Below are 25999 nucleotides of genomic sequence, written 5' to 3' on the forward strand. Positions count from 1 at the left end.
TCTCACAAAAAAACGGGTGCGGCCCTTACAAGCCCACCCGTTTTTTTGTGCAGTTTCACATTCGCGGCGCCACCCTGGGACGAGGCCGACAGCGAAGAGAGGCGGACGCTTGCGTTCGCCCCTCCCCCGCCGTTCGCTGCATCCGCTCTAGCCTTGCACAGCCTCGCGGATGGCGTCCTTGGTAATTTTCCAGTGGGAGGTGTGCCATTTTACCTGGCCGTCCTCCAGCAGAAAAATCTGCGGGGACTCGTGTTTGATGGCAAAGCGCTCCTCCACCGCGTTGGAGACAGGACGGTCCTCGCGCACGAGAATGACCGCCGCGGGAAGTTGCTGTTCGCTGAGAAACGCCTGAAACTCTTCATAAGCGGTCGTGCTGATCGGGCAGATCGTGCTGTGCTTGAACAGCAGCCGTTTGCCCGCGCCCGACACGAATTGATCCAGTTCCTCCAGCGTGTGCAGTTGTACTTCCGTCACGAAGAATCGCTCCTCTCACATCTGGTGCATGCGTCTACCAGTATACGGAATCGCATCGGCGAAGTCTACGTTTCCCGTGCGATACAGCCCGCAGGCCAGCGCGCGGCGATATCTCGTAAATGCAGCAGAATTCTTACGGCACAGCGAAAAAAGAGCCGTCCTTTCGTGAGGACAACCCGGTTCGCCTAGACCATGATTTTCGTCAAACGCTGTCGCAATTCGTGCATCCATTTCTGGTCCCCCAGCGATCGGGCCAGCAAAAACAGGTCCAACAATTCGTTCACCCGCTCCTGCAACGCCTCTCGCACAGTCGCATCCTCTTTCTCTTTGGCGATGAGCACCATCAAATGGGAAAGTTCTGACACGTCTTCAAAATTAATCGATTGGCGCTGCGGATGTTGGCCCCATTCCTCCATCAGTTTCTTCAGATCAGCTTTGATGACGTCCACCACCTGGGAATGGCTGCAAGCATCGTTTTCGCAGACGTGTACCGGCACGTTCATGATTTTCACGCGGCCGCGGTACACGACGTTGCGCAGCACGAGCTCCATGCCACTTCCGCAGCGGCTGCATTTCTTGTACATGGGTTCACCTCTATCCGCATCTGTGTACTCCCCCTACGTATTCGAGCCTTCTTTCTGCAATCCTGCCCAAAACGAGGTGGTACTTGGTGGATGGATTGACATTCCCAAGCAGAAAAAAACGCCCGGCGGCTGACCTCCCGCCGGACGAAAGAACAAGACCGGACAGGGATCAACCGCCGGGCGCAGCCACCAAGCGGCATCGCTTCGGCAACACTGCCGACGATCAAGCGTATATGGCGTTCACTTTCTCGCAATGCGGGCAGACAGCCACTTTTCCGGAACGGCCCAGCTCGTCCTCGACGCGATAGCCGGTGATTCGCTCGGAGAAGCAAAACAGGCATTCCGTGTTAAAGTCCATATCGTACTGTGCCTTCCATACGATCGATTTAAAATCCTCGCCGACGCTGATCAAAATCGTCGGAGCCTCGTGAAGCAAAGCTCTGCGCATGACAACTGCCATCCTTTCATATCGCGTAGTCTTTACGTATCCTCTAGCTTTTCCATGTTTTCAGAATAATATACTTCCCAAAAATGGGCATTTGCCCGTTACGGCTCTGTGTGAAAACCCATATGTTATGGGTGTAAGCACAAGAGGCTTAACAAACAAAAGGAGGATGTTTGATGAGCAGCATCTTTAACGGCGACCTGGACGATTTCACTCTGGTGTTGATCCTGTTCATCCTGCTGGTGATCGTTGGTTGTTCCTGCGACAATTAAAACGGCAGCGCACATCTGCGCCAATCATAGCATATACATTAGCACCGAATCCTGCACAGCGCGTTTTATACGCACGCTACCCTGACCACGGGTAGCTTTTTTCTCGTCGATTTGTGTACAATATTTACAATACATACTAGTGCAATGGAAAGTGAGGTACGTCTGTGCAATGAAAGATCCCCGTATCGAAAAACTGGCCGATGTGCTGGTGAACTACTCGACGCGCGTCCAGCGCGATGAAAACGTTCTCATCTATGCGATCGGCGAGGTAAGCGAACTGGTTCGCGCCGTCATCCGCAAGGTGTACGAGGCGGGCGGCAACCCGTACGTGCAGTTGATCGACCAAGCGATCCAACGGGAACTGCTGCTTGGCGCAAATGAGACGCAGTTGGGCGTGATGCGCGATGCAGAAGTTTCCTTCATGAAGCAAATGGACTGCTACATCGGCATTCGCGGCAGCGACAACATCAGCGAGCTGTCCGACGTACCGGGGGACAAGATGCAGCTCTACAACAAGCTCCTGCTGCGTCCCGTACTGGACGTGCGCGTGCCGGAGACCAAGTGGGTCGTGCTGCGCTACCCCAATGCGTCCATGGCCCAGTTGGCCAACATGAGCACCGATGCTTTCGAAGACTTCTATTTCAAGGTCTGCACTCTGGATTACGGCAAAATGGACAAGGCAATGGACAGCCTCGTCGAGCTGATGGAAAAGACGGACAAAGTGCGCATCACCGGCCCGGGCACCGATCTGACCTTTTCCATCAAAGGCATTCCGGCGATCAAGTGCTCCGGACAGTCCAACATCCCGGATGGCGAAGTGTTCACCGCTCCCGTTCGCGACTCCGTCAATGGCGTCATCAGCTACAACACGCCGTCGCCGTACCAGGGCTTCACGTTTGACAACATCAAGCTGACCTTCAAGGACGGCAAAATCATCGACGCGACCGCCAACGATACCAAACGGATCAACGAAGTGTTCGATACGGACGAAGGTGCGCGCTACATCGGCGAATTTGCCATCGGGGTGAACCCGTACATCCAGAACCCGATGAAAGACATCCTGTTTGACGAAAAAATCGACGGCAGCTTCCACTTCACACCCGGTCAAGCCTACGATGAAGCGTTCAACGGCAACAGGTCGTCCATCCACTGGGACCTGGTCTGCATCCAGCGTCCGGAGTGGGGCGGCGGCGAAATCTGGTTTGACGACCGCTTGATTCGCAAAGACGGCCGCTTTGTCGTTCCGGAGTTGGAATGCCTCAACCCGGAAAATCTGAAGTAACGATGCAATCGCCGCACAAAAAAGCGAAGGGACGCAAAATCCCTTCGCTTTTTTATCTGCTCTCTTAATTCGCTGCGGCCCGGACAGTCTCGTCCGTTCCCTACAGGGGACAGGCGGTCTGTTGTTTCAGCAGAGCCGGCATGTGTTGTTCCAAAAACGCAATCGTCGTCTCCAGGTGGTGGATCGTGTACTCCCAGCAGAATCGCTGGTACTCGTCAAGGTGCTGCTGCAGATCCTGGTACGAGTGTCTTGTGTGCTTGAGCAAGTCCCGCTGCATCTCCAGACAGTCCTGCATCAGTTCCCTTTGCTCCTCTGGCGTGCGGCTCTTGCCGAAAAAGATTTTGACCAGCATGTCGGACCGCAGCACCGGCGGCAGTATCGGGGTCAGCATCTCCTTGCGAAACGCCTCCCGACCGGCCTCCGTGATGCTGTAGAGGATCTTGTTCGGCTTGCCCGACTGGATGACTTCCCGTTTGGTTACGTATCCTTCGTCCTCCAGCTTGCGGAGCGCCGGGTAAATGGCACCGAAGCTGGCGTCATAGAAAAAGCCGATGCTGTTGGAAAACGCCTGTTTGATATCGTACCCACTCATCTCTGTGTAGCTCAAAAACCCGAGAATAATTGTTTTGACATCCATCTCTCTACATCCCTCCAACACGCTGTCTGCACTGTCGAATGCGCTATATGTTCGAAATATTCTATATAAGTATTATAAGACCTTTATTATGATTATACCAATCCTATTTCTTTATTATATCAATTAAAATTATTGATATATCCATCTCGTAAATATTTGGGCGTCCCTTCCTCCCTGCTGTGCCATAAGATGATACATACCTATCTGCTGTGGGGGGAGATACCGTGAAAAGTAAAAAATGGTCCCATTACACCAAAGTCAAGTACCCTGTGAGCAGCAGTTTACATCCTCTCAACTTTTTCGTGCCGATTGTGGAGCGCGTCAAGGCAGGCGTCGTCTCCATTGTGACCGAGGATACGCCCCACGGGCACAAAATGGAATCGCTGATCCGCAGTCTGATCACCGACGAGTCGCCACTTCCCTCCGAGCGGAGTTACGGCTCCGGTTTTATATTTCATCCCAAAGGATACATTCTCACCAGTGAGCACGTGATAGGAAAATCGCGGACCATCTACGTCAAACTGTACAACGGGAAGGTGTTTGAAGCACAACGGGTGCTGACCGACCGCGTTCGCGACTACGCTGTTATCAAGATCGACGCGGATTGCAAGCTGACCCCGCTGCGGCTGGGCAGTTCAGCCGACACGAAGGTGGGCGAATGGGTCATCAGCATTGGTTCCCCGCCTGCCGCCATAGCGGCAAACCGAGGACTAAATGGCGAGTGCCGCTTGGGAGTGAATGCAACTTACCTTTCTCAAGTATGTATGTTACAATTAAGGACAACACAATAAGCTGTTTCGCAGAGGTGACACCGACGTGGGTCAAGAATTTGCTGGCGAGCAAATGTGCCCGAAGTACGAAGGGGCCATGAACATTCTCGGCAAGAGATGGACCGGACTGATCATCCATGTGCTGCTGCTCGGGGCTGTCCGTTTCAAGGACATCCGCGAAATGGTGCCGCACATGAGCGATAAAATGCTGTCGGAACGATTGAAAGAACTGGAGGAACTGGGCATTCTGGAACGCAAGGTGTTTCCGGAAACTCCCGTCCGCATTGAATACCATCTGACGGAAAAAGGAAAAGATCTGCGCCCCGTGATCGAATCGATTCACGCTTGGGGCCAGAAGTGGATATAGTCGGCTGCACCGGCTGTCCGCGCCCCGCTAAAGTCCCGCCAGGAACGTCGGCGGGGCTTTTTTGGCTGTCCAGGCATATGCACCGCTTCCCTGCTGTAGACTCTACCATCCGCGATGAGGGAAGGTGGTTCGATGAGAACGGCTGTCTACATTCGCGTCAGTACGGAAGAACAGGCCAAGGAGGGATTTTCCGTGGCCGCCCAGCGGGAGCGGCTGCTCGCCTACATTCGCTCCCAGGGCTGGACCTTGGCGGACATCTACGCCGACGAAGGCGAGAGTGCCAAGGATACGCGCCGGCCTGCGCTGCAGCGGATGCTGGCAGACGTGCGGCTGGGGCGGATCGACGTGGTGCTGGTGTACCGGCTGGACCGCCTGACCCGCTCCGTCCTGGATCTGTACCGGCTGCTGAGCCAGTTTGAACGGTACGGCGTCCGCTTCAAAAGCTGCACGGAAGTCTACGACACGACGACGGCAATCGGCCGGCTGTTCATCACGCTGGTGGCGGCTCTGGCCCAATGGGAGCGGGAAAACCTGGCGGAGCGAGTGAAGCTGGGGATGGAGCAGATGGTGCGGGAGCGAAAACGGCCGGGCGGCCCCCCGCCCTACGGTTATGAATGGCAGGACGGCCGGCTGGTGGTGCATCCGACAGAGGGAGAGGCAGTGCGCGGCATGTTCCGGCATTTTCTGGCCGGATGGACACCCCGGCAGATTGCCGAATGGGCCAACCATGAGGGCTTTCGCGGAAAACACGGTGCCCGCTGGAGCCCCGGTGCGGTGACCCGCCTGTTGAAAAATCCGGTATACTACGGAGCCCTGCGGTGGAACTACGCGGAAGGCGGCCAGCGGCTCAACCGGCCGGAAAAGTGGATGCTCGTCGAACGGGCACATCCGGCCATCGTCGATGCCTCTACGTTTGCAGCCGTCCAACAGCGGCTTGCGGAGCGGCGGTCTCTTCATCCCCGGGTCCTCTCTTCGCCGTTCATCTTTTCCGGCCTCCTGTACTGCTCCCGCTGCGGCTCACCGATGCGCGGCAAAACGGCCCGGACCAAAAAACCCAACGGTAAACGCTACACGCACTACTATTACCTGTGCAAAAACAGGCAGAAGGGCGGGTGTCAGGCCGCCGCGATCCGCGAAGATCGGCTGGCCCGGGAAGTGATCAGCCACCTCCACCGCTACGGGGAGGAACTGCGTGCGGCCTGCCGCGAAGCTGTCGCGTCCGGGGCAGCTCAAACGGAAATGGCGGCAGCGGAAGCGCTGCTGAAAAAATGCCGGCAAAGGCGGAAACGCTGGGAAGACGCCTATGCCGAAGGGCTCATCACACTGGGAGAGTACCGCGCCAAGCTGGGAGAGCTGAAACAGGCGGAACAGGAGGCGCTGGCCGCAGCGCAGTGCCGCCCTCTTGCGGCCGTTTCGGACGAGTGGCAGGAAATGCTGGCTGATTGGTCCTCCATCTGGGAGAGTGCCACGCGGGAAGAGCGCCGGCAGTTGGCCGACATTCTGCTCCGCCGTCTGGAAGCGGATACGTGTCCGTCAGCGTCCGGCTCCGGTCTGGCCGTGCGCCTCACGCTGCTCGCGTTTCGCTGAGGCAGTTTGCCCCTACGGGAGCAGACGGTTCCCCGCTCGGTCTGGAAAACTCCGTCACGGCCGGCATCATCAGTGCCAAAAACCGGCGCCTGCAGGTGGCCAGGCGGATGTACGAGGATATTTTTCAGACAGACGCGGCGATCAACCCCGGTAACAGCGGCGGTCCGCTGATCAATCTGAACGGAGAAGTGATCGGACTAAACGCGTTCATTATTCAATCCAGTCAATGTCTCGGATTTGCCATCGGCATTGACGCGCTGAAGGAGCGGTTGGCACAGTTCGTGTTCACCTAAGCTAAGCCCCTCCCGCCTCGCAGGTGATGCTGACTTGCCGCACCGGCTCTCGCCCCCAACAAAAAACCCCGTCTACCGTGACGGGGCTTGTTTTTCAAAGGCAATCAAATACACGCCGCTGCCCTGTTCATTGATCTGTTGTTCCGCCTGCTTCAACTGCTGAAGCTGGGCCTCTGTCAAGCGGGCAATCGGCAGTTCGTCGAGCCGGTTCTGTTTCACGTGCCATTCCTCCGTTTGTTGTCAGACTCGAAATGTAGTCTGCCCACTCAGGAGGTTATGTATTTACGCCACGTGCAGAAGAGCCTTGGCAATGGCTGCACAAGAACGTTTGCAGAACACAATCGGCAGTTCCCGGTCTTTTGCCTGATTTTTCACCGTCTTGGCCAGATTGTGGTTGACGAAGTCGGTCAGCACCAAAATCATGTGGACGCCGGTCGGGATTTTCACGCCGGTTTGCGAGCTTTTCCGGCCGGTCACGTGATGAATCTCGGTAAATCCTTGATTTTGCAAAAAATCAACGATATTGCCCAGGCGGTCACCGCCGATGACGAGAATGGACGACATGGTAATTCCCTCCTACTTGAATGGTTTGCTGAATCGTTGTATGTTGTGTCTCGCTTGTTTTCTAATTGATAATGAATCTCACTATTATTGATAAATATTATCATTCCCAATTAGCTTTGACAATACTCTCCGAGGTAACATTTTTGTGTCAGCAGAAATACTAAGACCGATCCTGCATTGTTCTTGCCCGGTGCCTTTTTCCAGCGATATGATATAATGAAGAGACACTTACCAGTGAGGAGGTAGCGTTGGGTGCAAGAGATGTCACAACTGCACGCCATATTTACCCGCACCAGCGGCTTTATCGAGCGCTTCATGGGCATCATCCAGCCGATTATCGACGCGGCGCAGGATGAACACACCCGCCTGTACTATCACCACATCTTGGAGGAAGAAGAACAGCGCCTCGGCCGCCTGAACGAGCTGATTCCCTACCTCGACTCCCTCATCGACGGGGACAAGGCGAAACAACTGAGCGATCGGGAGTTTTCCCGCCTGCTTTCCGACATAAATCTGGAACGGTTCGGCCTGCACAACTTCCGCGAACACCTGGAACTCTCCCTGTACGAGTTTCAGGACGAGGAGACGCGCAGTGTCCTGAGCAGCATGCGCGAAGCGACCCAGGAAGATTACCTCCGCGTCAAGGAGATCATTGCCGCGCTGAGCGAACGCTTTTCCGACGACGACCGCCGTCCTGACCTGACCGACCATGACGAGGGGCACGACATTCACCAGGTGGATCACCTGCAGGCTTCCGCGGCCCAAATCGGTTCAGCACACGCCGGAAAAGCACCGGGAGCCGCACATGCCGTTTCCGCCCCGGCAGCCAAAAAAGGATTGACCGTCGGCAGTTTGAAGGGGTTGTAAAAGGCCGTTTCTTCTTCACCATTTTTGAACGAATTGGAGGTAGCAACGATGGACAAGCTCCGCAAGTTTCCCGACTCTCCCTTGACGAAAGACGAGTGGCACCAATTGGACGAGACCGTCGTCGAGATGGCCCGCCGCCAACTGGTCGGACGCCGCTTTATCGATATCTACGGACCGCTTGGCGAAGGCATCCAGACGATTACCAACGACATTTACGAGGAATCCCGCTTCGGGGGCTTAAGCCTGCGCGGCGAATCCCTGGAGCTGACCCAGCCGAGCCGACGGGTCAGCCTGACCATCCCGATCCTGTACAAAGACTTCGTGCTGTACTGGCGCGACGTCGCCCAGGCCCGCACCCTGGGGATGCCGCTGGACATGAGTGCCGCAGCCAATGCGGCCGCAGGATGCGCTCTGATGGAAGACGACCTGATTTTCAACGGCTCCAAGGAGTTTGATCTGCCCGGCCTGATGAACGTCAAGGGGCGCCTCACCCACTTGAAAAGCGACTGGATGGAATCCGGCAACGCATTTGCTGACATCGTCGAGGCCCGCAACAAGCTGTTGAAGATGGGACACAGCGGCCCGTACGCGCTGGTCGTCTCTCCGGAACTGTACTCGCTGCTGCATCGCGTCCACAAGGGGACCAACGTCCTGGAAATCGAGCACATTCGCAATCTGGTGACCGACGGGGTGTACCAATCCCCCACCATCAAGGAACGCACCGGCGTGCTGGTTGCCACCGGCCGGCACAATCTGGACCTGGCGATCGCCGAAGACTTCGACACCGCGTTCCTCGGCGACGAGCAAATGAACAGCTTCTTCCGCGTTTACGAGTGCGTCGTGCTCCGCATCAAGCGGCCGAGCGCCATCTGCACGCTGGAAGAAACGGAGGAATAAGTACGGGGAGGCACTTCCGCCGAAAACAAGAAGAGTCCTCATCACAGAGGACTCTTCTTTCGTATGAGAATCACATCTTTTCAGCTTCCGCTGTTGCACGGTCTGCTGCCTACTGCGTCACAACAGCGGTGTAGGCGGCAATGGCGCTGTCCAGCCGGTCGATGGCCAGCTTGGTATCTTCCCTGTTCAACAGGGTGTAGTTGAGCCGCATCGTGTTCACCTGCGGCTCGGCTGCGTAAAACGGGATGCCCGGTACGAACGCGACGCCTTCCCGCACGGCCTGCGCGAGCAGTTTTTCCGAATGGATGTGTTCCGGCAGCTTCACCCAGAGGAACATGCCTCCCCGCGGCTTGTTCCAGGTAATGCCGCTCCAATTCTTGCTGGCCAGCAGTTGGTGCATCCATTCCATCCGCTCCTGGTAGGCGGCACGGATCTTGCTGATGTGGGCGTCCAGATCGAAGCGGGACAGCAGTTGATGCAGCGCAATCTGGTCAATGGAACTGGAGTGCAGGTCGACGGCCTGTTTCGCTCTGACCATCGTCTGGATTACCTGAGCGTCTCCGATCGCCCAGCCGATCCGCAGCGCCGGCGCCACCGTTTTCGAAAAGGTGCTGGTGTAGACGACCGCCGAACCTTCGGGGTGCTGATCCAGCGAGAAGATGGTCGGATACGGCGCCTCCCCGTCAAACTGAATCTCGCCGTACGGGTCGTCTTCCAGGATCAGGATGTTGTTGTCGCGGCACTGGCGCAAAAGGCCGAGACGCCGTTCCAGACTCCATACCTTGCCGGTCGGGTTGGCAAACGTGGGAATCACATAGGCCATTTTGGGACGGTACTGGGCGATCTTGCGGGCCAGATCCTCCATGTCCACGCCCTCGTCGTCCCCCTCCACCGGAATAGCGCGAATGCCGCGGAACTGAAACAGCTGCAGAGCAGCCAAATAGGTGGGGTTTTCTACCAGCACGACGTCGCCTTCGTCCAGATAGACGCGACAGAGCAAGTCGACGGCCTGCTGGGAGCCGGTGGTAAGCAGCATGTTTTCCACGCCCACGTTCATGTTCTTTTGTTTCATCCGGGATGCCACCCACTCGCGAAGCGGTAGGTACCCGTCCGTCAGACCGTATTGCAGCGATTTCGGCCCTTGACTGAGCGCGCGGTCAAATGCAGCCTTCATTTCTTCGAGCGGAAAAAACTCCTCTGCCGGCAGTCCGCCAGCCAGCGACAGCACCGGGGTCCCCTGTGTCAATTTCAGAATTTCCCGCACGGCCGAGGAGCTCAGTGCGCCAACCGATTGTGAAAAAGCGTACTCCATGTTCCGTTCCCCCTTGATTGAGTTTATCCTTGTTGTATCACTCACGCCGGGAGAAGTCCAATCTATGCTTGCTATAGACGGAATAGGTTTTGGCTATTGTTCTCTTGGACAAGCAAAAAAGGAAGCGTAAACCGCTTCCCGTCTCATTCTCTGGATCGTGTTCGTTTGTATCGCGCGCCAGGGTTCAGGGTTCGGGTTCCCTATGCGATGCGAACCACCCGGGCATTTTCCGTCTGCGGCAGGAATGACAGATCGACGTGTTCGCGCGCCACATCGAAGCCAATGTCTTCAGCAAGCAACAGCGCTTCTTCACGGAACGTCGGCGTGCAGCTTCCTTCGTTCAACTGGCACAGCCGCTTCAAGCGCTTAAGCCGCTCCGCCATCTTCTCCGCGCGCATCACCTCGTTGCGCAGGTCACACACGTTTACGTGCACCGCGTCGGCGATCATGCTGATGTCATTGATATGGACAATGAGCCGCTTGCCCTCCTCCGTGACAAAACCGAGCGAGCAAAACTGTGCGCCGGACATCTCCAACCGTGTGAGCACGGCGTTGGCAAACTCCTCGCCGGACCGCAGGCGAATCAGACCCGCTTCTACGGCGCCGCCTATCTTGCGCTCATTGGAGATGACCGTATACATGTCCGTATATCCGTTGATCTGGTAGCGCATGATACCCTCCTGCCGAACAAACGTGATCATTGAGATCAATTATCATTACCACACCCATCGTATAATGAAAATCATTATCTGTCAATGCTGAGAATGATTTTTACTGAGAATGGATTTTTTTGCATGGGCGCGTCATTCGTGATCGCGCCCGCCGCGCTTTTTTATAGTATTCGCCCGCCCGGTTTTGGACTATGCGGCACTCGCCTATTTTGGGCGGGGCCCATCCCGGACGCGGCACTGCCCCCGGCCTCCGCCTCGCTTCCCAAAAAATCAAACCGCCAGGGCGTTTTGCGAACACACTGGCGGTCAGTTCTCAATCACATGAACGATATATTGCTAGTTGCACGGGGAGAAAATACCCAAACGCTCAATCCGCGCTACTGCTTCCGCCAGCCGCTCTTCGCTGGCCAAAAGCGCTGCGCGCACGTACCCTTCGCCGGTGGGGCCGAAACCTACGCCCGGTGCGACAGCGACATGGGCTTTTTCCAACAGCAAGTCGGCAAATTCGGCAGAGGTAAACCCTTTTGGCACCGGCAGCCAGGTGAAAAACGAGCCCTGCGACGGTGCCGCCTCCCAGCCGATGCGGTGCAGGTTGGAAAACAGCGCGTTGCGCCGGCTTTCGTATACGGTCACCAACTCGCGGACACACTGCTGGGAATCGGTCAGCGCCCGGACCGCCGCCATCTGGATGGCGCCGAACAGGCTGCAGAAGTAGTGGTCCTGGATCAGGTTGATCAGCCGGACCAGTTCCCGGTTGCCGACCATCGCGCCGACGCGCCAGCCGGCCATGTTGTACGTTTTGGACAGCGTGTAAAATTCCACGCCCACTTCTTTGGCTCCAGGCACCTGCAGGAAGCTGACCGGCTTCTTGCCGTCGAAGCTGATCGCTCCGTAGGCGAAGTCGTGACAGACGACGATTTCGTGCTTGCGGGCGAAGCGGACCGTCTCTTCGAAAAATTCGTACGGCGCATTGACCGCGGTCGGGTTGTTGGGGTAGTTCAGGAACATCAGCTTGGCTTTGTCCAGATCCTCTCGAGCCAGCTCGCCGTAGTCCGGCAGGAAACCGTTCGCGGCGCGCAGCGGCATCATCACCATCCGCCCGTCGGCGATGGCCACTCCCGACCAGTAATCGGGATAGCCGGGGTCCGGCACCAGAGCCACATCGCCCGGATTGAGCAATACCTGGCAGATTTCCACCAGTCCGGTCTTGCTGCCGAACAGGATGGCCACTTCCTCTTCCGGGTCCAGATCGACGTCAAACTCCTGCTTGTACCAGTGGGCGACAGCCCGTTTCAGTTCCACACGACCGCTGAACGGCGGGTACTTGTGGTGAACCGGACGGGCAGCATGTTCCTGCAGTTCCTCGACAATGTGCGGCGGCGTCGGCAGATCGGGGTTGCCCTGCCCCAAGTTGATTACGTCATGGCCGGCGGCGATGGCCTTGTTCACTTTCGCCACCAGCGAGGCAAAAAACTGCGTCGGCAGACGGTCAATCATGGCGGACGGTTGGATGCGCATCAGTCTCTCGTTCCTTTCCCTTGGGTAAATCGTGCAGACGTCGGCGGCTAAGCAAAAAGCCCCTTTTCCTGTACAGAAAAAGGGGCAGATCGACATCTCCACGTTCTTATCTGTCAGGAATGCTCCTGCTGGAATTGGCACAGCATCTGCACAGGCAGATCCGCTGCCGGGCTTCATCGGGCCAGTCCCTCCGCCTCTCTTGATAAGGTGATTGCATGCTATTCAGTTTCGTTTGCAGTCTCGTTCCATCCCAGCAGCATCCGGCGGGTCAGCGACCGTGTCGCCCCCCGAAGCGAAGTCCCTGCAGGGCCGCCGCAGCATTCCGACTGTGCTGGTTGGATATCTCTTTCATACTACTTTAGCAAGCGAACAGTGTCAAGATGTCGGCTGGACGTTTACCTTGGCGCCGTCTTTCAGCAGCGTCTGTCCGCGCACGACGATTTGCTCGCCTTCTTTCAGCCCTGCCTTTACCTCCACCAGATCGCTGGATTCGATCCCGGTCTGCACTTCCACTTTTTTCGCCGTGTCTCCCTCCAGCTTGTAGACGAACCGCTTGCCGTTCTCGTCAAAGACGGCCTTGAGCGGCACCACCAGCATGCTGTTGGTTTGCTGATGCGCAAACTGGATGCTGACGACCATGTCCGCCTTTAGCGAAGCGTCCTGCTTGGCCAGGGCAATTTCCACCGGATACGCGCGCAGCGTCTGATCCATCACGGGACTGATCGCGCTCACCGTGCCGTCCAGCTCCTTGGAGATGGCAGAGATTTGAATCTTCACCTTGTCCCCTTTTTTCACTGACGTTACTTCCTCTTCGGAGAGGTTTGCCTTGACGATTAGCGGATCGGTATCCACGATGGTGACCACTGGCGCTTGCGGCGAAGCCATTTCCCCTACCTGGCCGTTGACGGCGGAGACGAAGCCGGAGATCGGGGCGGTCACCGTCGCGTTGGCCAACTGTTCACGCGCGTTTTGCAGCGAGATGCGGGCCTGTTCCACGGATGCCTGAGTGACGGCCACTCCCGTCTGCTTTTCAGCCATCTCCAGCGCTTCCTTGGCGTTGGCATACGCCGTCTTCGCATTGGTGAGGGCCGCCTGTGCCTGTTCCAATTGCTGCGGAGACACCGCTCCCTGTTTGAACAGGTCAGACATGCGCTGGTAGTCGCGTTCCGCGTCCCGCAGCGCCTGTTCGGCCTGCACCAGACCGTTTTTCGCCTGCTGCAGCCCCTGGTCGGAGGCGGCATTACTCTGCTTCAGGTTGGCTACGGCGAGATCGTACGCCGCCTGCGCCTGCTGCACTGCATTCTCCAGATCCGTTTTCTCCAGGCTGAAAAGCACCTGTCCCTGATTGACATACTGCCCCAGTTTTACGTTCAGCTGCACAATCTTGCCGCCCACTTTTGGAGCCAAGGTGACTTCCTTGTTGGGGGCAAGTTTCCCGGTTACCCCCGCGCGCGTCGACACGCTTCCCTTTTTCACTGTATCGACCTGTACCGGCACCGGCTTGTTATCCGTTTGCGTCTGCTGCGTGGCCGCATCCGGAGCCGTACAACCTGCCAGGGCAACTGCCAAGGCCAGCAGCAGCCCAAGACTTCCCTTGTTCATCTTCATACCGTGTAGCCTCCTATCCCAACGTCGGCATTTCCTGGCCGGCCGCTTTTTTCTGCTTGCGTTTTTCTTTGCGATTGCGCCACTTTTGCCCCAGATCGTCAAACCAGGTGTAGACGACCGGAATCAGCACAAGCGTAATCAGTGTGGAGAAACTGAGACCGAAGATGACGACGACAGCCATGGGCGCCATCGATTCGTTCCCGTCCCCGCCGCCAAAGGCAAGCGGCATGATCGCCAGAATCGTCGCAAGTGACGTCATCAGAATCGGACGCAGACGGATCGGCCCCGCCTGAAGGATGGCCTCGTTCCGCTCCACGCCCCGCTTGCGCTGTTGGTTGACGTAGTCGATCAAGACGATCGCGTTGTTGACGACAATCCCGATGAGCAGGATGTACCCGATCAGCGCCGGAACGCTCAGCGGATAGCCGGTCGTAAGCAGGCCCACGACCACGCCGATGAACGTCGGCGGGATGGAGAACATGATGACAAACGGTGTAAACAGGGATTCAAACTGGCTGGCCATCACCATGTAGACCAGCACGATCGACAGAATGATCGCCAGTCCCAGGCTGCCGAACGACTCGGCCATCTCCTTGCTCTGACCGCCGAATTCCAGCGTGTATCCGTCCGGCAGTGACAGGGCGTTCAGCCTGGCCATCACGTCATTGGAAACCGAGTTCAGGTCGCGTCCGACGATATCGCTGCTGATCGTCACTTCCCGCGACTGATTGGAGCGTTTGATCAGCTGCGGCACGTCCTTTTTGACGATCTCGGCGACAGACGACAGGGCGACCTGCGCGCCGCTCGCCGTCGGGATGCGGAGCTGCTGCAGGTAGCTGATGTCGTCCTGATACGACTTGGGCAGCATGATCTTCACGTCAATCTGGTCATCCCCCGTCTGGTAGGTGGTGACCGTCATGCCGTCAAACGCCGTGCGCACGTTGGACAGGACCTGACTGGTGGTCAGCCCGTACAGGCTCGCCTTTTTCGGATCGACCAGCACCTGCACTTCCTGGCGCGTCTCTTCCAGCGAGGTGGTGACGTTGCGCGTGCCCGGCACCTGTTTGATCTCGCCGGCGATGATCGAGCTGATGTCTTCCAGCACGTCGAGGTTATCCCCGCGCAAGCTCACTTCCAGCGGTGCCCCCATCGGGCCGCCCGACTGGTCCAATTCCGTTACCTCAATCTCCGCCCCCGAGATGTCGGCCAGCCGTTCGCGCAGTTGTTCCGTCACCTGCTCGGTGCTGACGGAGCGCTGGTCCTTGGGCACCAGCTTGATTTGCAGCTGCGCCTGGTTGGACATGGCGCTGGCGATGAGCGCCGGGCCGCCGGAGGAGCCGATCGAGGTGTACAGCTGCTCCATTTCCGGCAGATCTTTTACGCGCTGTTCCACTTCGGCGACCACTTTTTCCGTCTCCTGCAGCATGGTGCCGTTCGGCAATTTAATGGAGATGGAAATCTGTCCCTGGTCCATCTTCGGAATAAATTCCGCGCCGACTCCGCCGGTGAGGGCAATTGCGCCGACAAACAAGGCGATCGTCAGGGCAAACACGGTCTTGCGGTGACCAAGCGCCCACTTCAGCAGACGGCCATAGCCGCGCGCGATTTTGTTAAATCCTTTGTTGAACCACATCACCGGATTGAGGCCCCGGTAGTTGGCCACCGCCTCTCCCTCGGTGTGCGGCACTCGTTTCAGCCAGCGGGAACTAAGCATCGGCACCAGCGTCAGCGAAGCCAAAAGCGCGGCGATGTGCGAGTAGACGACCGTCAGCGCCAGCGGGCCAAACAGCTCGGAAGCCAGCCCTTCGACAAATACGATCGGAGCAAATACGGCGATTTGCGCCAGCGCGGAGGCCATCACCGCCGTACCCACTTCCCTGGAACCGAGTCGGGCCGCTTCCATCATGCCCTTGCCCTGCTCCCGATAGCGGAAAATGTTTTCCAGAATCACGACCGCGAAGTCTACCAGGGAACCCAGCCCCAGGGTCAACCCGGCAAGCGAGATCATGTTGATCGTCTGTCCGGTAAAGTACATCAGGCAGAAGGTCGCCACCACGGAGATCGGAATCACGATGGAGACGATCAACATGGAACGGAAGCTGTTCAAAAACAGGAACAGGATGATGATCGAGAACACCCCGCCCAAGAGCGCGTGCTCTCCGACCGTGTAGATGGAATCCTTGATAAACGTGGACGAGTCGAGAATCGTGGTCAGCTTGACGTTGGGAGGCAGCATCTGTTTCAGCGCCTCCAACTCCCGGTTTACCGCGTCTGCCACTTCAATCGTATTACCGCCCGAGGCTTTGGTAATGGTCAGGCCGACGCTGGGCATTCCATTCATGTACGCCTTCTGCGTCACGTCTTTGTACGTCTCGTTGACCGTCGCCAGGTTTTTCAGCGCGATGCTGCCGTTCTGCACATGAATCGGCGTCTCGCCAATGTCGGTAACGGTATCGTATTCGCCATCGACCCGGATGCTCAGCTTGGTGTCGCCTTGGCGAATCACACCGGACGAACCGGACACGTTGGTAGCCATCAAAGCCTGCTGGATCTGGTCAATGCCGATCCCGTAAGCGGCCAGCCGGTTCGGGTCGAGCACGACCTCGACGATCTTCTCCTGGCCGCCGGAGACGCCGACGGAGGCAACACCGTCAATCCGCTCCAAATGCGGTTTGATCGTGTCTTCGGCGATCGCCTTCAGCTTGACGATGTCTTCTTCCCCGGTCAGGGAAAAGGTCATGATTGGTTGACTGTTGGGGTCCAATTTCAGAATGCGGGGGGACTTGGCGTTGTCCGGCAGGATTCCGCGGATCAAGTCCACCTTGTCACGCATGTCCAACGTTGCCTGGTCCATGTTTGTTCCCCAGTTGAACTGCAGGATGACCTGGGAGGCCCCTTCGATGGAGTTGGACATGATTTTGTCTACGTTGGGCACCGTTCCCAATGCTTCCTCGATGGGACGGGTCACCAGCTTTTCCACTTCGGCAGGCGTGCCGCCCTCGACGGTGGTGACGACCACCGCCACCGGCAGATTCAGCTCCGGATACAGCTCAACCGCCAGCTTGGGCAGGGAGACGAAGCCGAAGATGAGCAGGGCCACCGTCATCATCAGGATGGTAACGGGGCGTTGAATGGAGAAGCGGGAAAGATTCATCGTGTACAGCTACCTCCCTTTTTCGGAAACGATTGTTGCCGTTTTTCCAAATAGTGTGTCAAGATCGTCAGCGATCGGCACACATCTTCCACCTCTTGACTGGACATGCCGTCGAACAGCTTGTCAAAGTAGCCGCCCTGCATAAAGGGAATCCGTTGCGTGATCGCTTCCGGGGTGTCGGCAAGTTCCACCCAGACGATGCGCCGATCTTTTTCGTCCCGCACCCGTTTGACATAGCCGTCCCGTTCGAACCGGTCGACGATGCCGGATACTGTGCTGTAGGAGAGGTCGATCAGCCGGCTGATTTCCCCAATAGTCCTGGGCGCCTCTATTACGGGACCCAGGACGAACATCTGCGGAATGGTCAATCCGCATTGGGTCAATTCCTGGGCGATGACGTCCAGGTAGACCTTGTTCATCTGGATCAACTGCTTCGACATGCGCCTCATAGGATTCATAGGCCACACCTCTGTTATTTCGCGTCACGAAACATTATGACACAGGACATATTTCGCATCAAGAAATTTTCGTGGTAAAATGTATCATTTTTTCAACAGACCACCCTCCAACACGGCTCACCCCTTACCATGCCACGCGTTTATGAACTCAATATGAACTGGGGCAATCCATGTCTACCATGAATAAACGCCCCTCGCACGAGAGGGACGCTGCCGTAAAAGCGTATGTTATTAGACCCTATTACCTATTTCATTTTATCTATTTCATTTGCTTCACATCCGGAGTCGGAGACAAAGGCCTCTCCCCCGGCTCATTTCTCCGGCACGCTTACCGCCGGCTGCGTCTCCGTCCGCTTGACGAACGAGCTGTACGCGGCAAAACAGCCTACCGCCACCAGTGCCAACACCGCCATCAGGTAAAGCATCCCTTGCGGAGCGAGCGCCTCGAAGGCCATCGCCCCCACGAGCGGTCCCGCCATCCTTCCAGCAGAGGCGATACCGCTGACAATGCCCTGGACCATCCCTTCCCGGCCGGCCGGGGCCAGATCGGCAGCGATGGTGGGGACAGCCGGCCACACCAGCATTTCGCCGATCGTCATCACAAACATGGCCGCAACAAATCCGGCGTAGGCCGTCGATTGCGAGAGGATGAGCATCGACAGTGCAAACACGTACCCGCCGAGCAGCAGCTGCGCTTTCAACGTCCGGGCGAAGCTGTTGATGATCCAGGAGATCAGCGGTTGGCCAAACAAGATGAGCGCTCCGTTCAGCGTCCAGAGCAGACTGTACTGCCGAAGCGAAATGCCCAGCGTCTGCATGTAGGCGGAAAGCACCGTCGTCCACTGCACGTAGACGATCCAGCAGACCAACAAGCCGCTGCAGAGCACGGCGAGCGCCCCCCAGGCAACCGGCCGATGGTTTGTTCCCGCCGCAGCCTGCTTCGCCTCTGTCTCGGCCGATTCCGCCGCGTGAACCTGTTCATTTGGTTGATCCGCCAAATGCTGCGGCAGGCACCTAAGAAACATCGCCAGCGTCACAGCCTGCGCAATCGCGTTTCCGAAAAACGTCCAGGCGAACGACACGCTGGCCAAAACGCCGCACAAGGCCGAACCGACGGCCACCCCGATGTTGAGCGCGACGTAAATCACGTTCAGCCCTCTGCGCCCGCCTTCCGGCCAGAGGCGGACAGCCAGTGCATTCAGTACAGGAAAGATCGTGCCAAAGAAAAATCCGTTCAATAACAGCAGCACGGTGTAGGCGGTGAAGTCGGTCGTCAAGCCAAGCGCGACAGAAACAGCGATCGCGCCGACAGAACCGACCGCAAACGTCCGCCTGTGTCCCCAGCGGTCAAAAAGAATGCCGCCTGCCACACTCCCCACGAGGTTGGCTCCCTGGTTCAACAGCAGCAATAGTCCGGCTACGGTGAGCGGTTGGCCCAGGTAATCGTGGATGTAAATGGTGACCAGCGGCCATATGCACGCCATGCCCGTGGAAGTCATGGCGGCAACGACGGCGAGAACCCGTATGCTGCGCGGATACATGTTCCATATTCCGCTCATGTCTGGTTACTCCTCAATCCGATGATAATCTCCGCTTTTTCCGCCCGTTTTGCTCATCAGGCAGGTGGGGCCGATAACCATCCCCTTGTCCATCGCCTTGCACATGTCGTAGACAGTGAGAGCGGCTGCACTGACGGCGGTCAGCGCTTCCATCTCCACACCCGTCTTGCCGGTGGTTTTGACTGTCGCCTCTACCTCCAGCGTGTCGGGGGCGACAAAGGCAAAGCTGATGTCGACGCCGGTCAGCGGCAGCGGATGGCACATCGGAATCAGCTCCCACGTCTTTTTCGCGGCCATCACGCCGGCCACCTGGGCCACCGCGAGCACGTCTCCCTTGGACACGCGCCCTTGCCGGATGCGGTCGAGCGTCTCCGGTTTCATCGTAATTCTGCTCTTCGCCACTGCTTCCCGCCGAGTCTCCTTTTTGTCGGAGATGTCCACCATGCGGGCGCGCTGCTGGTCATTAAAATGGGTTAATGTATCGCTCATGCTGCGCTCCTCCTCGATTGATCCCCCCTTGGAGGGAAATGGGCGTATTGCCGTCCCCCCTGCCGGTCCAAGCCGCCTGGGCCAGGTGGACGAATGTCGCCCGTCGTATCTCTCATCACCTCTAACCTTACCGCTGGCGCTCTGTAAAATCAATGCAGAAACTGCGCAAAGCGTTACACCCATTAGACAGTATCCGCTTTGGTGTGTTATCGTTTCCGGTAGAAAGCCATTCAACCTGCCGCCGCTTCCCCTGTACAAAGATACCCGGCGTCAGGTTGTTCAAAACCGGGAAATGAGGAGTGCATCGATGCAAATACGCGTGCTGTTGTTTGCCGGCCTCGCCGAGAGGGCCGGTAAGCGGGAGATTCAAGTGAGCGTAGCGGAAGGAGCTCTCGTCCGCGACCTGCTGCAGGCAGTCGGAGAGCAGTATCATGCGCTGGCGCCGCTGTTGGGGAGCTGCTTTGTCTCCGTCAACCAGGAATATGCCGAACCGGACAAGGCGCTGGCACCAGGCGACGAAGTGGCGATTCTTCCCCCGGTGAGCGGCGGCGAAGAGCCGCGCTTTGCCGTAACGACGGAGCCGCTCAGCGCGGACAAACTGGTCCGGCTCGTCTCCAATCCCCGAGCCGGGGCTGTGCTTACCTTTGTCGGAACCGTTCGCGAATTTACCAACGGACAGCGGACCGTCTCCCTCACCTACGAGGCGTACGAACCGATGGCCGTAGAAAAGATGAAGCAAATCGCCAGAGAAGTGGCCGAGCGCTGGCCGGGAGCGGAACTGGCCATGCATCACCGCATCGGCGACCTGCAAATCGAGGAGATTGCCGTCGTCGCCGCCGTCGCCACGCCGCACCGCAGCGAAGCGTTTGAAGCGGGACGGTACGCGATCGAACGGCTGAAACAGATTGTTCCCATCTGGAAAAAGGAAGTCTGGGAAGACGGCAGCGAGTGGAAAGGGCACCAGCAGGGACCGTGGAACCCGCTGGCGCTTCCTGACGAGTCAGAAAGGAGATAGAGTTGTGAACACGCGATACTCCCGGCAAATCCTGTTTCCTCCGATTGGCCGGACCGGTCAGGAACGGCTTCTCCGCAGCCGCGTGGCGATCGTCGGCATGGGCGCGCTTGGAACGGTGCTGGCCAACCATATGGTCCGGGCCGGGGTCGGTTTTGTCCGCCTGATTGACCGCGACTTTGTGGAGCCGAGCAACCTGCAGCGGCAGATGTTGTACGACGAAGACGACGCCCGCCAGCACCTGCCCAAGGCGATAGCCGCCCACGCCAAGCTGACGAAGATTAATTCGGAAGTGACAGTCGAGCCGGTGGTGGCCGACCTGACGGCTCACAATGCGGAAAAGCTGTTGGCCGACGTCCAGCTCGTGCTGGACGCCACAGACAACTTTCAGGTTCGCTATCTGATCAATGACGTCTGCGTCAAGCACGGCATTCCCTGGGTGTACGGCGGAGCGGTCAGCGCCACCGGCACGTTTACGGCCATTCGGCCGGGGATTACCCCCTGCCTGCGCTGCCTCTTTCCGGAAGCGCCCAATCCGGGGGAAATGCCAACCTGCGACACGGCCGGCGTAATCGGTCCGATCATTCACATCGTCGCCTCTTACCAGGCGACGGAGGCGTTGAAACTGCTGGTGGACAATCAGGAAGCGCTCAATCCCCATCTGGAGCACTTCGACATCTGGGCCAACCGTCACCAGCAGATCCGCGTACAAAACGGGCGGCGAGCCGACTGCCCGACCTGCGGACAGCGTCAGTTTACCTATCTGATGCCGGACACTCAGGAGGGACAGGCTGTCTCCTTGTGCGGCCGCAACACGGTGCAGATTTCGCCTGCGGCCGACGCGCAGCTCGATCTGGACCAACTGGCGGAACGGCTGGCGCCGTTGGGGCACATCGAGCGAAACAGATTTCTCCTCCGCTTTCACGTCGACCCGCACACGCTGGTCGTCTTCCCCGACGGACGTGTGCTGGTGCAGGGTACAGACGACATCAGTCTGGCCCGGACGCTGCATGCGCGGTACATCGGTGCGTAAAAGGCGGCGAAAACCAGCCATCCTTTCGCTGCCACCTGCCACCGCTGGCTTATGACTGCGCGGCAGGGATCGCCGGCTTTCGTGGTCGGCAGCCCGCAGCCGTATAACGAAGCCATAAAATAATAAGGAAGCGATTGCATAACTTCCCCCGCCGCTGTCATACGGATGGCGGCCATTTTTTCAGGCTGACCGAGGAGAATAATCCCAGCCAAGGGAGTTCATGGCGCATTACATTTACCTGATGGGGTTATAGTAAGTCTGGAACTTTCTTCGAACGTATGCATAACGCTGCACCATGTTTTTTCACTGATTTTGTGCAGCCATCATGAATTTTGGGGTAGAAGCCGAGCAGCAAATCGAGTATAATAGGGGCGTATCGAAGAAACGAAACTGCGTTTCATCAGATGAAACTCCAAGTAAAAAAGGGAGGTTGTGCACTTTGGCTAAACACGATGCTTACAACGTGAAGTCTTCCCTGCAAGTGGGCGGCAAGACGTACGCATACTACCGCCTGCAAGGCTTGGAAGAGCAAGGAATCGGCGAAGTTTCCAAGCTGCCGTTCTCCATTAAAGTGCTGCTGGAAGCGGCTGTGCGTCAGTTTGACGGCCGCGCCATCACCAAGGAACACGTGCAACAACTGGCCAACTGGACAAAAGGCCGCGACGAAAACAAGGAAGTTCCGCTCATGCCGGCCCGTATCGTTCTGCAAGACTTTACGGGTGTACCGGCCGTCGTCGACCTGGCAGCGATGCGCATTGCGATGAAGCGTGCCGGCGGCGATCCCAAACGGATCAATCCGCTCGTTCCGGTTGACCTGGTTATTGACCACTCCGTCATGGTTGACGACTTCGGCAACGACAAGGCGCTGGAAAACAACATGAAGCTGGAATTCGAACGCAACCAGGAGCGCTACCGCTTCCTGCGCTGGGCGCAAACTGCGTTTGACAACTTCCGCGCTGTTCCGCCGGCAACCGGTATCGTGCACCAGGTAAACCTGGAGTACCTGGCAACAGTGGTGGCAACCCGCGAAGTAAACGGCGAACTGGTGGCCTTCCCGGACTCCCTCGTCGGCACCGACTCCCACACCACCATGATCAACGGTCTGGGCGTGCTGGGCTGGGGTGTTGGCGGTATCGAGGCGGAAGCTGGCATGCTTGGCCAACCGCTCTACTTCGTCACTCCGGAAGTTGTCGGCTTCAAGCTGACCGGCACCCTGAAAGAAGGGGCAACCGCAACCGACCTGGCGCTGACTGTTACACAAATGTTGCGTAAAAAAGGCGTGGTCGGCAAATTCGTTGAGTTCTACGGCCCTGGCCTGTCCAACATTTCGCTGGCAGACCGCGCGACCGTTGCCAACATGGCACCTGAGTACGGTGCAACGATGGGCTTCTTCCCTGTCGACGCCGAAACGCTCAACTACCTGCGTCAAACCGGCCGCAGTGAAGAGCAAATCGCCCTGGTGGAAGCCTACACCAAAGCGCAAGGCCTGTTCCGCACCGACGACACGCCGGATCCGGTCTTCACCGAGACTCTGGAACTGGATCTGTCCACCGTCGTGCCCAGCCTGGCTGGTCCGAAGCGTCCGCAAGACCGCGTCGAACTGACCAACATGAAGGAATCCTTCAACAACAGCCTGCGCACGCCGATCGAGAAAGGCGGTTTCGGCCTCTCCGAAGAAAAGATCAAGGCAGAAGCAACTGTCACCTACCCGAACGGCGAGACGGCAACTCTGAAAACCGGTTCCGTCGTCATCGCAGCCATCACGTCCTGTACCAATACATCCAACCCGAGCGTAATGCTGGGCGCCGGTATCCTGGCGAAAAAAGCTGTGGAAAAAGGACTGAAAAAACCGCCGTTCGTAAAGAGCTCGCTGGCTCCGGGTTCCCGCGTCGTAACCCAGTACCTGATCGACGCCGGCCTGATGGATTCGCTCAACGCGATCGGTTTCAACGTGGTCGGTTACGGCTGCACCACCTGCATCGGTAACTCCGGTCCGCTGCCGGAAGAAACCAGCAAGGCAATCGCCGACAACGACCTGACCGTGGCAGCTGTTCTGTCCGGTAACCGCAACTTCGAAGGCCGCATCCACGCGCAGGTAAAAGCGAACTACCTCGCTTCCCCGCCGCTGGTTATCGCGTACGCCCTGGCCGGCACCGTGGACATCGACCTGACAAAAGATCCGATCGGCACTGGCAAAGACGGCCAGCCGGTTTACCTGAAAGACATCTGGCCGACGCCGCAAGAGCTGGCGGAAGCGATGAACAAGGCGATGAATCCGGAACTGTTCCGCGCCCAATACGCGAACGTGTTTACGCAAAACCAAGCGTGGAACGAAATCGACGCACCGAAGGGCGACCTGTACGAGTGGGATGTAAACTCCACCTACATCCAGGAGCCGCCGTTCTTCAAAGACCTTACCGGCGATGTCGGTCACATCGAAGAGATCACCGGCGCACGCGCACTGGCTCTCTTGGGTGATTCCGTCACCACCGACCACATCTCGCCGGCGGGCAACATCTCGCCGACCAGCCCGGCAGGTCTGTTCCTGCAGTCCAAAGGCGTGGAACGCAAAGACTTCAACTCCTACGGTGCTCGCCGCGGCAGCCACGACGTGATGATGCGCGGTACGTTTGCCAACATCCGCATCCGCAACCAAATCGCTCCGGGCACCGAAGGCGGCGTAACCAAGTACCTGCCGACCGGCGAAATCATGTCCATCTATGATGCATCCATGAAGTACCAGGCAGACGGCACGCCGCTGGTGGTACTGGCCGGCAAGGAGTACGGTACCGGTTCTTCCCGTGACTGGGCCGCAAAAGGTACGTTCCTGCTCGGCATCAAGGCGGTCATCGCAGAAAGCTTCGAGCGCATCCACCGCTCCAACCTGGTGGGCATGGGCGTGCTCCCGCTGCAATTCGCCGACGGCCAAAGCTGGAAGTCGCTCAACATCGACGGTACGGAAACGTTTGACATCGTCGGTCTGAACGACAACGTACAGCCTGGCCAACGCCTGAAAGTGAAAGCAACCCGTCAGGATGGCAGCCAGTTCGAGTTCGACGTCATCGTCCGTCTCGACTCGATGGTGGATGTCGACTACTACCGCAACGGCGGCATCCTGCAAACCGTCCTGCGTCAACTGCTGGACGAAGGCAAACCGGTAACGGCGTAACCAATAACATTCCTTACAGCACCCGCATGAAACAGGCAAGCGAATGCTTGCCTGTTTTCATTTTCAGCGTGTAGACAAAGTCCGTGGCGAATGGGTGATCGGGCTCTCTCGCTCTATTGAGGCCCATCATTCCATGCCATATACTTTTTCTCCACCTTCGGTTTATCAATGTGCAGGCCTTCCTGCCTGGAAACGATGGTAGATCGGTTGCTTTGGAACCTTCTTGATAAAAAGGCACATTGTCTTCAGCCCCAGGCACTTCTTCATGATGGAGTGCCTTTTTTTGTGTACAGCTGGACGGGGCAAAACAAAAAACGACCAAATCAGCGGATTCGTACGTCAGCTGAGGGACGGCATTAGAAAGCCGGCACAACCCTCCGTTATTCTTATTCTCGGTAAATTTTTTCACATCCGGAGAGTTCAGCTCTTTCGCCAGCTTTTGAAAAATCCGTCATCACATAGGTTCTAGTGTTCTTAATCACATTCATTTAACAAAATACCTCTGTTTACAATTATTGGTTTTTAGGTGTGTATTTGAATTGATGTAAATTTTTAGAAGGAGGAAACTCTATGTCGCGCAAAAGGGTTAAAGTTGCAGCTGGTCTATTTACGATTGTTGCTTCACTCTCTTTCTTTACTACTAGTGCATTTGCAAACTTCCTAGGGGGGAAGTGGGAGATCTCAAACATTATTTATGAAAACATTAATTTAGAGAAAAAGTACTCTCGCGTTCTTTGGACTGCTGTTGATAAATGGAATGGAATTAGTAGTAGTTTTGATCTTTCACCTGCTGATTCGGATGAAACTGGTTATGTTGCAGTAAAACATCTACCTAGAGCAGAAGATAATTATCTTGGCTGGAGTGGCACTTATGGTTACGCAATCCCCTATGATGACAGAGGAAGAGAGAACCGTTCTCCATATGCATCAGCCGATGTTGTTATTGTACGATATTTATGTGACAAACTGGACGAGGA

At 57.1% G+C, this 25999-nt stretch carries 27 protein-coding genes and 1 riboswitch; of the genes, 12 read left to right on the forward strand and 15 right to left on the reverse strand.

Features of this window, described 5'->3' with window-relative positions:
• Positions 1 to 147: 147 nt before the first annotated feature.
• The 3 genes from ytxJ to KDN35_RS14875 form a co-directional block, all read right to left on the reverse strand.
• The gene (gene ytxJ, locus KDN35_RS14865; RefSeq protein ID WP_212133100.1) at positions 148 to 474 is read right to left on the reverse strand and encodes a bacillithiol system redox-active protein YtxJ; all 327 of its coding nucleotides are present in this window, start codon (positions 472 to 474) and stop codon (positions 148 to 150) included.
• Positions 475 to 659: 185 nt separating this feature from the next.
• Positions 660 to 1058 carry a hypothetical protein gene (locus tag KDN35_RS14870; RefSeq protein WP_171567333.1) on the reverse strand — a complete coding sequence of 133 codons (399 nt, stop codon included), beginning with the start codon at positions 1056 to 1058 and terminating at the stop codon, positions 660 to 662.
• A 223-nt stretch (positions 1059 to 1281) separates the two neighbouring features.
• Entirely contained in the window at positions 1282 to 1506 is a 225-nt protein-coding gene (locus KDN35_RS14875; protein WP_171567334.1) for a hypothetical protein, read from the reverse strand.
• Positions 1507 to 1679: 173 nt separating this feature from the next.
• Here KDN35_RS14875 and KDN35_RS14880 point away from each other — a divergent pair, with 173 nt between their 5' ends.
• Positions 1680 to 1775: a YjcZ family sporulation protein gene (locus KDN35_RS14880; protein WP_029098693.1), complete on the forward strand. Its 96-nt coding sequence runs from the start codon at positions 1680 to 1682 to the stop codon at positions 1773 to 1775.
• 169 nt (positions 1776 to 1944) lie between these two features.
• Positions 1945 to 3057: an aminopeptidase gene (locus KDN35_RS14885; protein ID WP_171567335.1), complete on the forward strand. Its 1113-nt coding sequence runs from the start codon at positions 1945 to 1947 to the stop codon at positions 3055 to 3057.
• Between the two features lie 100 nt (positions 3058 to 3157).
• On the opposite strand, the gene KDN35_RS14890 is transcribed toward KDN35_RS14885, so the two are convergent.
• Positions 3158 to 3694 carry a PadR family transcriptional regulator gene (locus KDN35_RS14890; protein WP_171567336.1) on the reverse strand — a complete coding sequence of 179 codons (537 nt, stop codon included), beginning with the start codon at positions 3692 to 3694 and terminating at the stop codon, positions 3158 to 3160.
• 224 nt (positions 3695 to 3918) lie between these two features.
• Between KDN35_RS14890 and KDN35_RS14895 the strand changes: the two genes are divergently transcribed.
• The 4 genes from KDN35_RS14895 (at position 3919) to KDN35_RS20130 (ending at position 6711) form a co-directional block, all read left to right on the forward strand.
• Positions 3919 to 4485 carry a S1C family serine protease gene (locus tag KDN35_RS14895; RefSeq protein ID WP_212133101.1) on the forward strand — a complete coding sequence of 189 codons (567 nt, stop codon included), beginning with the start codon at positions 3919 to 3921 and terminating at the stop codon, positions 4483 to 4485.
• 25 nt (positions 4486 to 4510) lie between these two features.
• Entirely contained in the window at positions 4511 to 4831 is a 321-nt protein-coding gene (locus KDN35_RS14900) for a winged helix-turn-helix transcriptional regulator (RefSeq protein ID WP_304415198.1), read from the forward strand.
• Between the two features lie 132 nt (positions 4832 to 4963).
• On the forward strand, positions 4964 to 6418 hold the full coding sequence (locus KDN35_RS14905; protein ID WP_212133102.1) for a recombinase family protein: 1455 nt from the start codon (positions 4964 to 4966) through the stop codon (positions 6416 to 6418).
• On the forward strand, positions 6358 to 6711 hold the full coding sequence (locus KDN35_RS20130; RefSeq protein ID WP_304415196.1) for a S1C family serine protease: 354 nt from the start codon (positions 6358 to 6360) through the stop codon (positions 6709 to 6711). The genes KDN35_RS14905 and KDN35_RS20130 overlap by 61 nt, the downstream gene beginning before the upstream one ends.
• A gap of 72 nt (positions 6712 to 6783) precedes the next feature.
• On the opposite strand, the gene KDN35_RS14915 is transcribed toward KDN35_RS20130, so the two are convergent.
• Together KDN35_RS14915 and KDN35_RS14920 are read right to left on the reverse strand one after the other, a co-directional pair.
• Positions 6784 to 6930, reverse strand: a complete 147-nt coding sequence (locus tag KDN35_RS14915) for a hypothetical protein (RefSeq protein WP_171567339.1) — start codon at positions 6928 to 6930, stop codon at positions 6784 to 6786.
• Positions 6931 to 6993: 63 nt separating this feature from the next.
• Positions 6994 to 7275 carry a DUF2325 domain-containing protein gene (locus KDN35_RS14920; protein ID WP_171567340.1) on the reverse strand — a complete coding sequence of 94 codons (282 nt, stop codon included), beginning with the start codon at positions 7273 to 7275 and terminating at the stop codon, positions 6994 to 6996.
• Positions 7276 to 7527: 252 nt separating this feature from the next.
• Between KDN35_RS14920 and KDN35_RS14925 the strand changes: the two genes are divergently transcribed.
• Together KDN35_RS14925 and KDN35_RS14930 are read left to right on the forward strand one after the other, a co-directional pair.
• A complete protein-coding gene (locus tag KDN35_RS14925) occupies positions 7528 to 8142 on the forward strand; it encodes an IMEF encapsulin system ferritin-like cargo protein (protein WP_171567341.1) in 615 nt (204 codons plus the stop codon).
• Between the two features lie 48 nt (positions 8143 to 8190).
• Entirely contained in the window at positions 8191 to 9039 is an 849-nt protein-coding gene (locus tag KDN35_RS14930; protein WP_212133103.1) for a family 1 encapsulin nanocompartment shell protein, read from the forward strand.
• Between the two features lie 109 nt (positions 9040 to 9148).
• Here the strand turns inward: KDN35_RS14930 and KDN35_RS14935 are convergent, their stop codons facing one another.
• The 8 genes from KDN35_RS14935 to moaC form a co-directional block, all read right to left on the reverse strand.
• Positions 9149 to 10351: an aminotransferase-like domain-containing protein gene (locus KDN35_RS14935; protein ID WP_212133104.1), complete on the reverse strand. Its 1203-nt coding sequence runs from the start codon at positions 10349 to 10351 to the stop codon at positions 9149 to 9151.
• Between the two features lie 200 nt (positions 10352 to 10551).
• Positions 10552 to 11022, reverse strand: coding sequence for a hypothetical protein (locus KDN35_RS14940; RefSeq protein ID WP_171567344.1), 471 nt, complete (start codon positions 11020 to 11022; stop codon positions 10552 to 10554).
• A 336-nt stretch (positions 11023 to 11358) separates the two neighbouring features.
• On the reverse strand, positions 11359 to 12540 hold the full coding sequence (locus KDN35_RS14945) for a pyridoxal phosphate-dependent aminotransferase (protein WP_171567345.1): 1182 nt from the start codon (positions 12538 to 12540) through the stop codon (positions 11359 to 11361).
• Between the two features lie 103 nt (positions 12541 to 12643).
• Positions 12644 to 12749: riboswitch (SAM riboswitch) on the reverse strand.
• Between the two features lie 166 nt (positions 12750 to 12915).
• Positions 12916 to 14148, reverse strand: a complete 1233-nt coding sequence (locus tag KDN35_RS14950) for an efflux RND transporter periplasmic adaptor subunit (protein ID WP_212133105.1) — start codon at positions 14146 to 14148, stop codon at positions 12916 to 12918.
• A gap of 13 nt (positions 14149 to 14161) precedes the next feature.
• Positions 14162 to 17302 carry an efflux RND transporter permease subunit gene (locus tag KDN35_RS14955; RefSeq protein WP_212133106.1) on the reverse strand — a complete coding sequence of 1047 codons (3141 nt, stop codon included), beginning with the start codon at positions 17300 to 17302 and terminating at the stop codon, positions 14162 to 14164.
• Positions 17299 to 17742 (reverse strand): MarR family winged helix-turn-helix transcriptional regulator, encoded by a 444-nt coding sequence (locus tag KDN35_RS14960; RefSeq protein WP_212133107.1) that lies wholly within the window; start codon positions 17740 to 17742, stop codon positions 17299 to 17301. The genes KDN35_RS14955 and KDN35_RS14960 overlap by 4 nt, the downstream gene beginning before the upstream one ends.
• A gap of 329 nt (positions 17743 to 18071) precedes the next feature.
• The gene (locus tag KDN35_RS14965; RefSeq protein WP_171567349.1) at positions 18072 to 19319 is read right to left on the reverse strand and encodes an MDR family MFS transporter; all 1248 of its coding nucleotides are present in this window, start codon (positions 19317 to 19319) and stop codon (positions 18072 to 18074) included.
• 6 nt (positions 19320 to 19325) lie between these two features.
• A complete protein-coding gene (gene moaC / locus KDN35_RS14970) occupies positions 19326 to 19808 on the reverse strand; it encodes a cyclic pyranopterin monophosphate synthase MoaC (protein WP_171567350.1) in 483 nt (160 codons plus the stop codon).
• 307 nt (positions 19809 to 20115) lie between these two features.
• On the opposite strand from moaC, the gene KDN35_RS14975 reads away from it, so the two are divergent.
• From KDN35_RS14975 to acnA, 3 genes are all read left to right on the forward strand, one after another.
• Positions 20116 to 20823 (forward strand): molybdenum cofactor biosynthesis protein, encoded by a 708-nt coding sequence (locus KDN35_RS14975; RefSeq protein WP_212133108.1) that lies wholly within the window; start codon positions 20116 to 20118, stop codon positions 20821 to 20823.
• Between the two features lie 4 nt (positions 20824 to 20827).
• A complete protein-coding gene (locus KDN35_RS14980) occupies positions 20828 to 21853 on the forward strand; it encodes a ThiF family adenylyltransferase (protein ID WP_212133109.1) in 1026 nt (341 codons plus the stop codon).
• A 439-nt stretch (positions 21854 to 22292) separates the two neighbouring features.
• Positions 22293 to 25022 (forward strand): aconitate hydratase AcnA, encoded by a 2730-nt coding sequence (gene acnA, locus KDN35_RS14985; RefSeq protein WP_212133110.1) that lies wholly within the window; start codon positions 22293 to 22295, stop codon positions 25020 to 25022.
• Positions 25023 to 25035: 13 nt separating this feature from the next.
• Here acnA and KDN35_RS14990 read toward each other — a convergent pair whose 3' ends face one another.
• Positions 25036 to 25431 carry a hypothetical protein gene (locus KDN35_RS14990; RefSeq protein ID WP_212133111.1) on the reverse strand — a complete coding sequence of 132 codons (396 nt, stop codon included), beginning with the start codon at positions 25429 to 25431 and terminating at the stop codon, positions 25036 to 25038.
• A gap of 161 nt (positions 25432 to 25592) precedes the next feature.
• On the opposite strand from KDN35_RS14990, the gene KDN35_RS14995 reads away from it, so the two are divergent.
• Positions 25593 to 25999, forward strand: a 407-nt coding sequence (locus KDN35_RS14995) for a hypothetical protein (protein ID WP_212133112.1), incomplete at its 3' end; no start/stop codon positions are given.

The sequence above is a fragment of the Brevibacillus sp. NL20B1 genome (assembly GCF_018195675.1).
Classification (GTDB): Bacteria; Bacillota; Bacilli; order Brevibacillales; family Brevibacillaceae; genus Brevibacillus; species Brevibacillus aydinogluensis.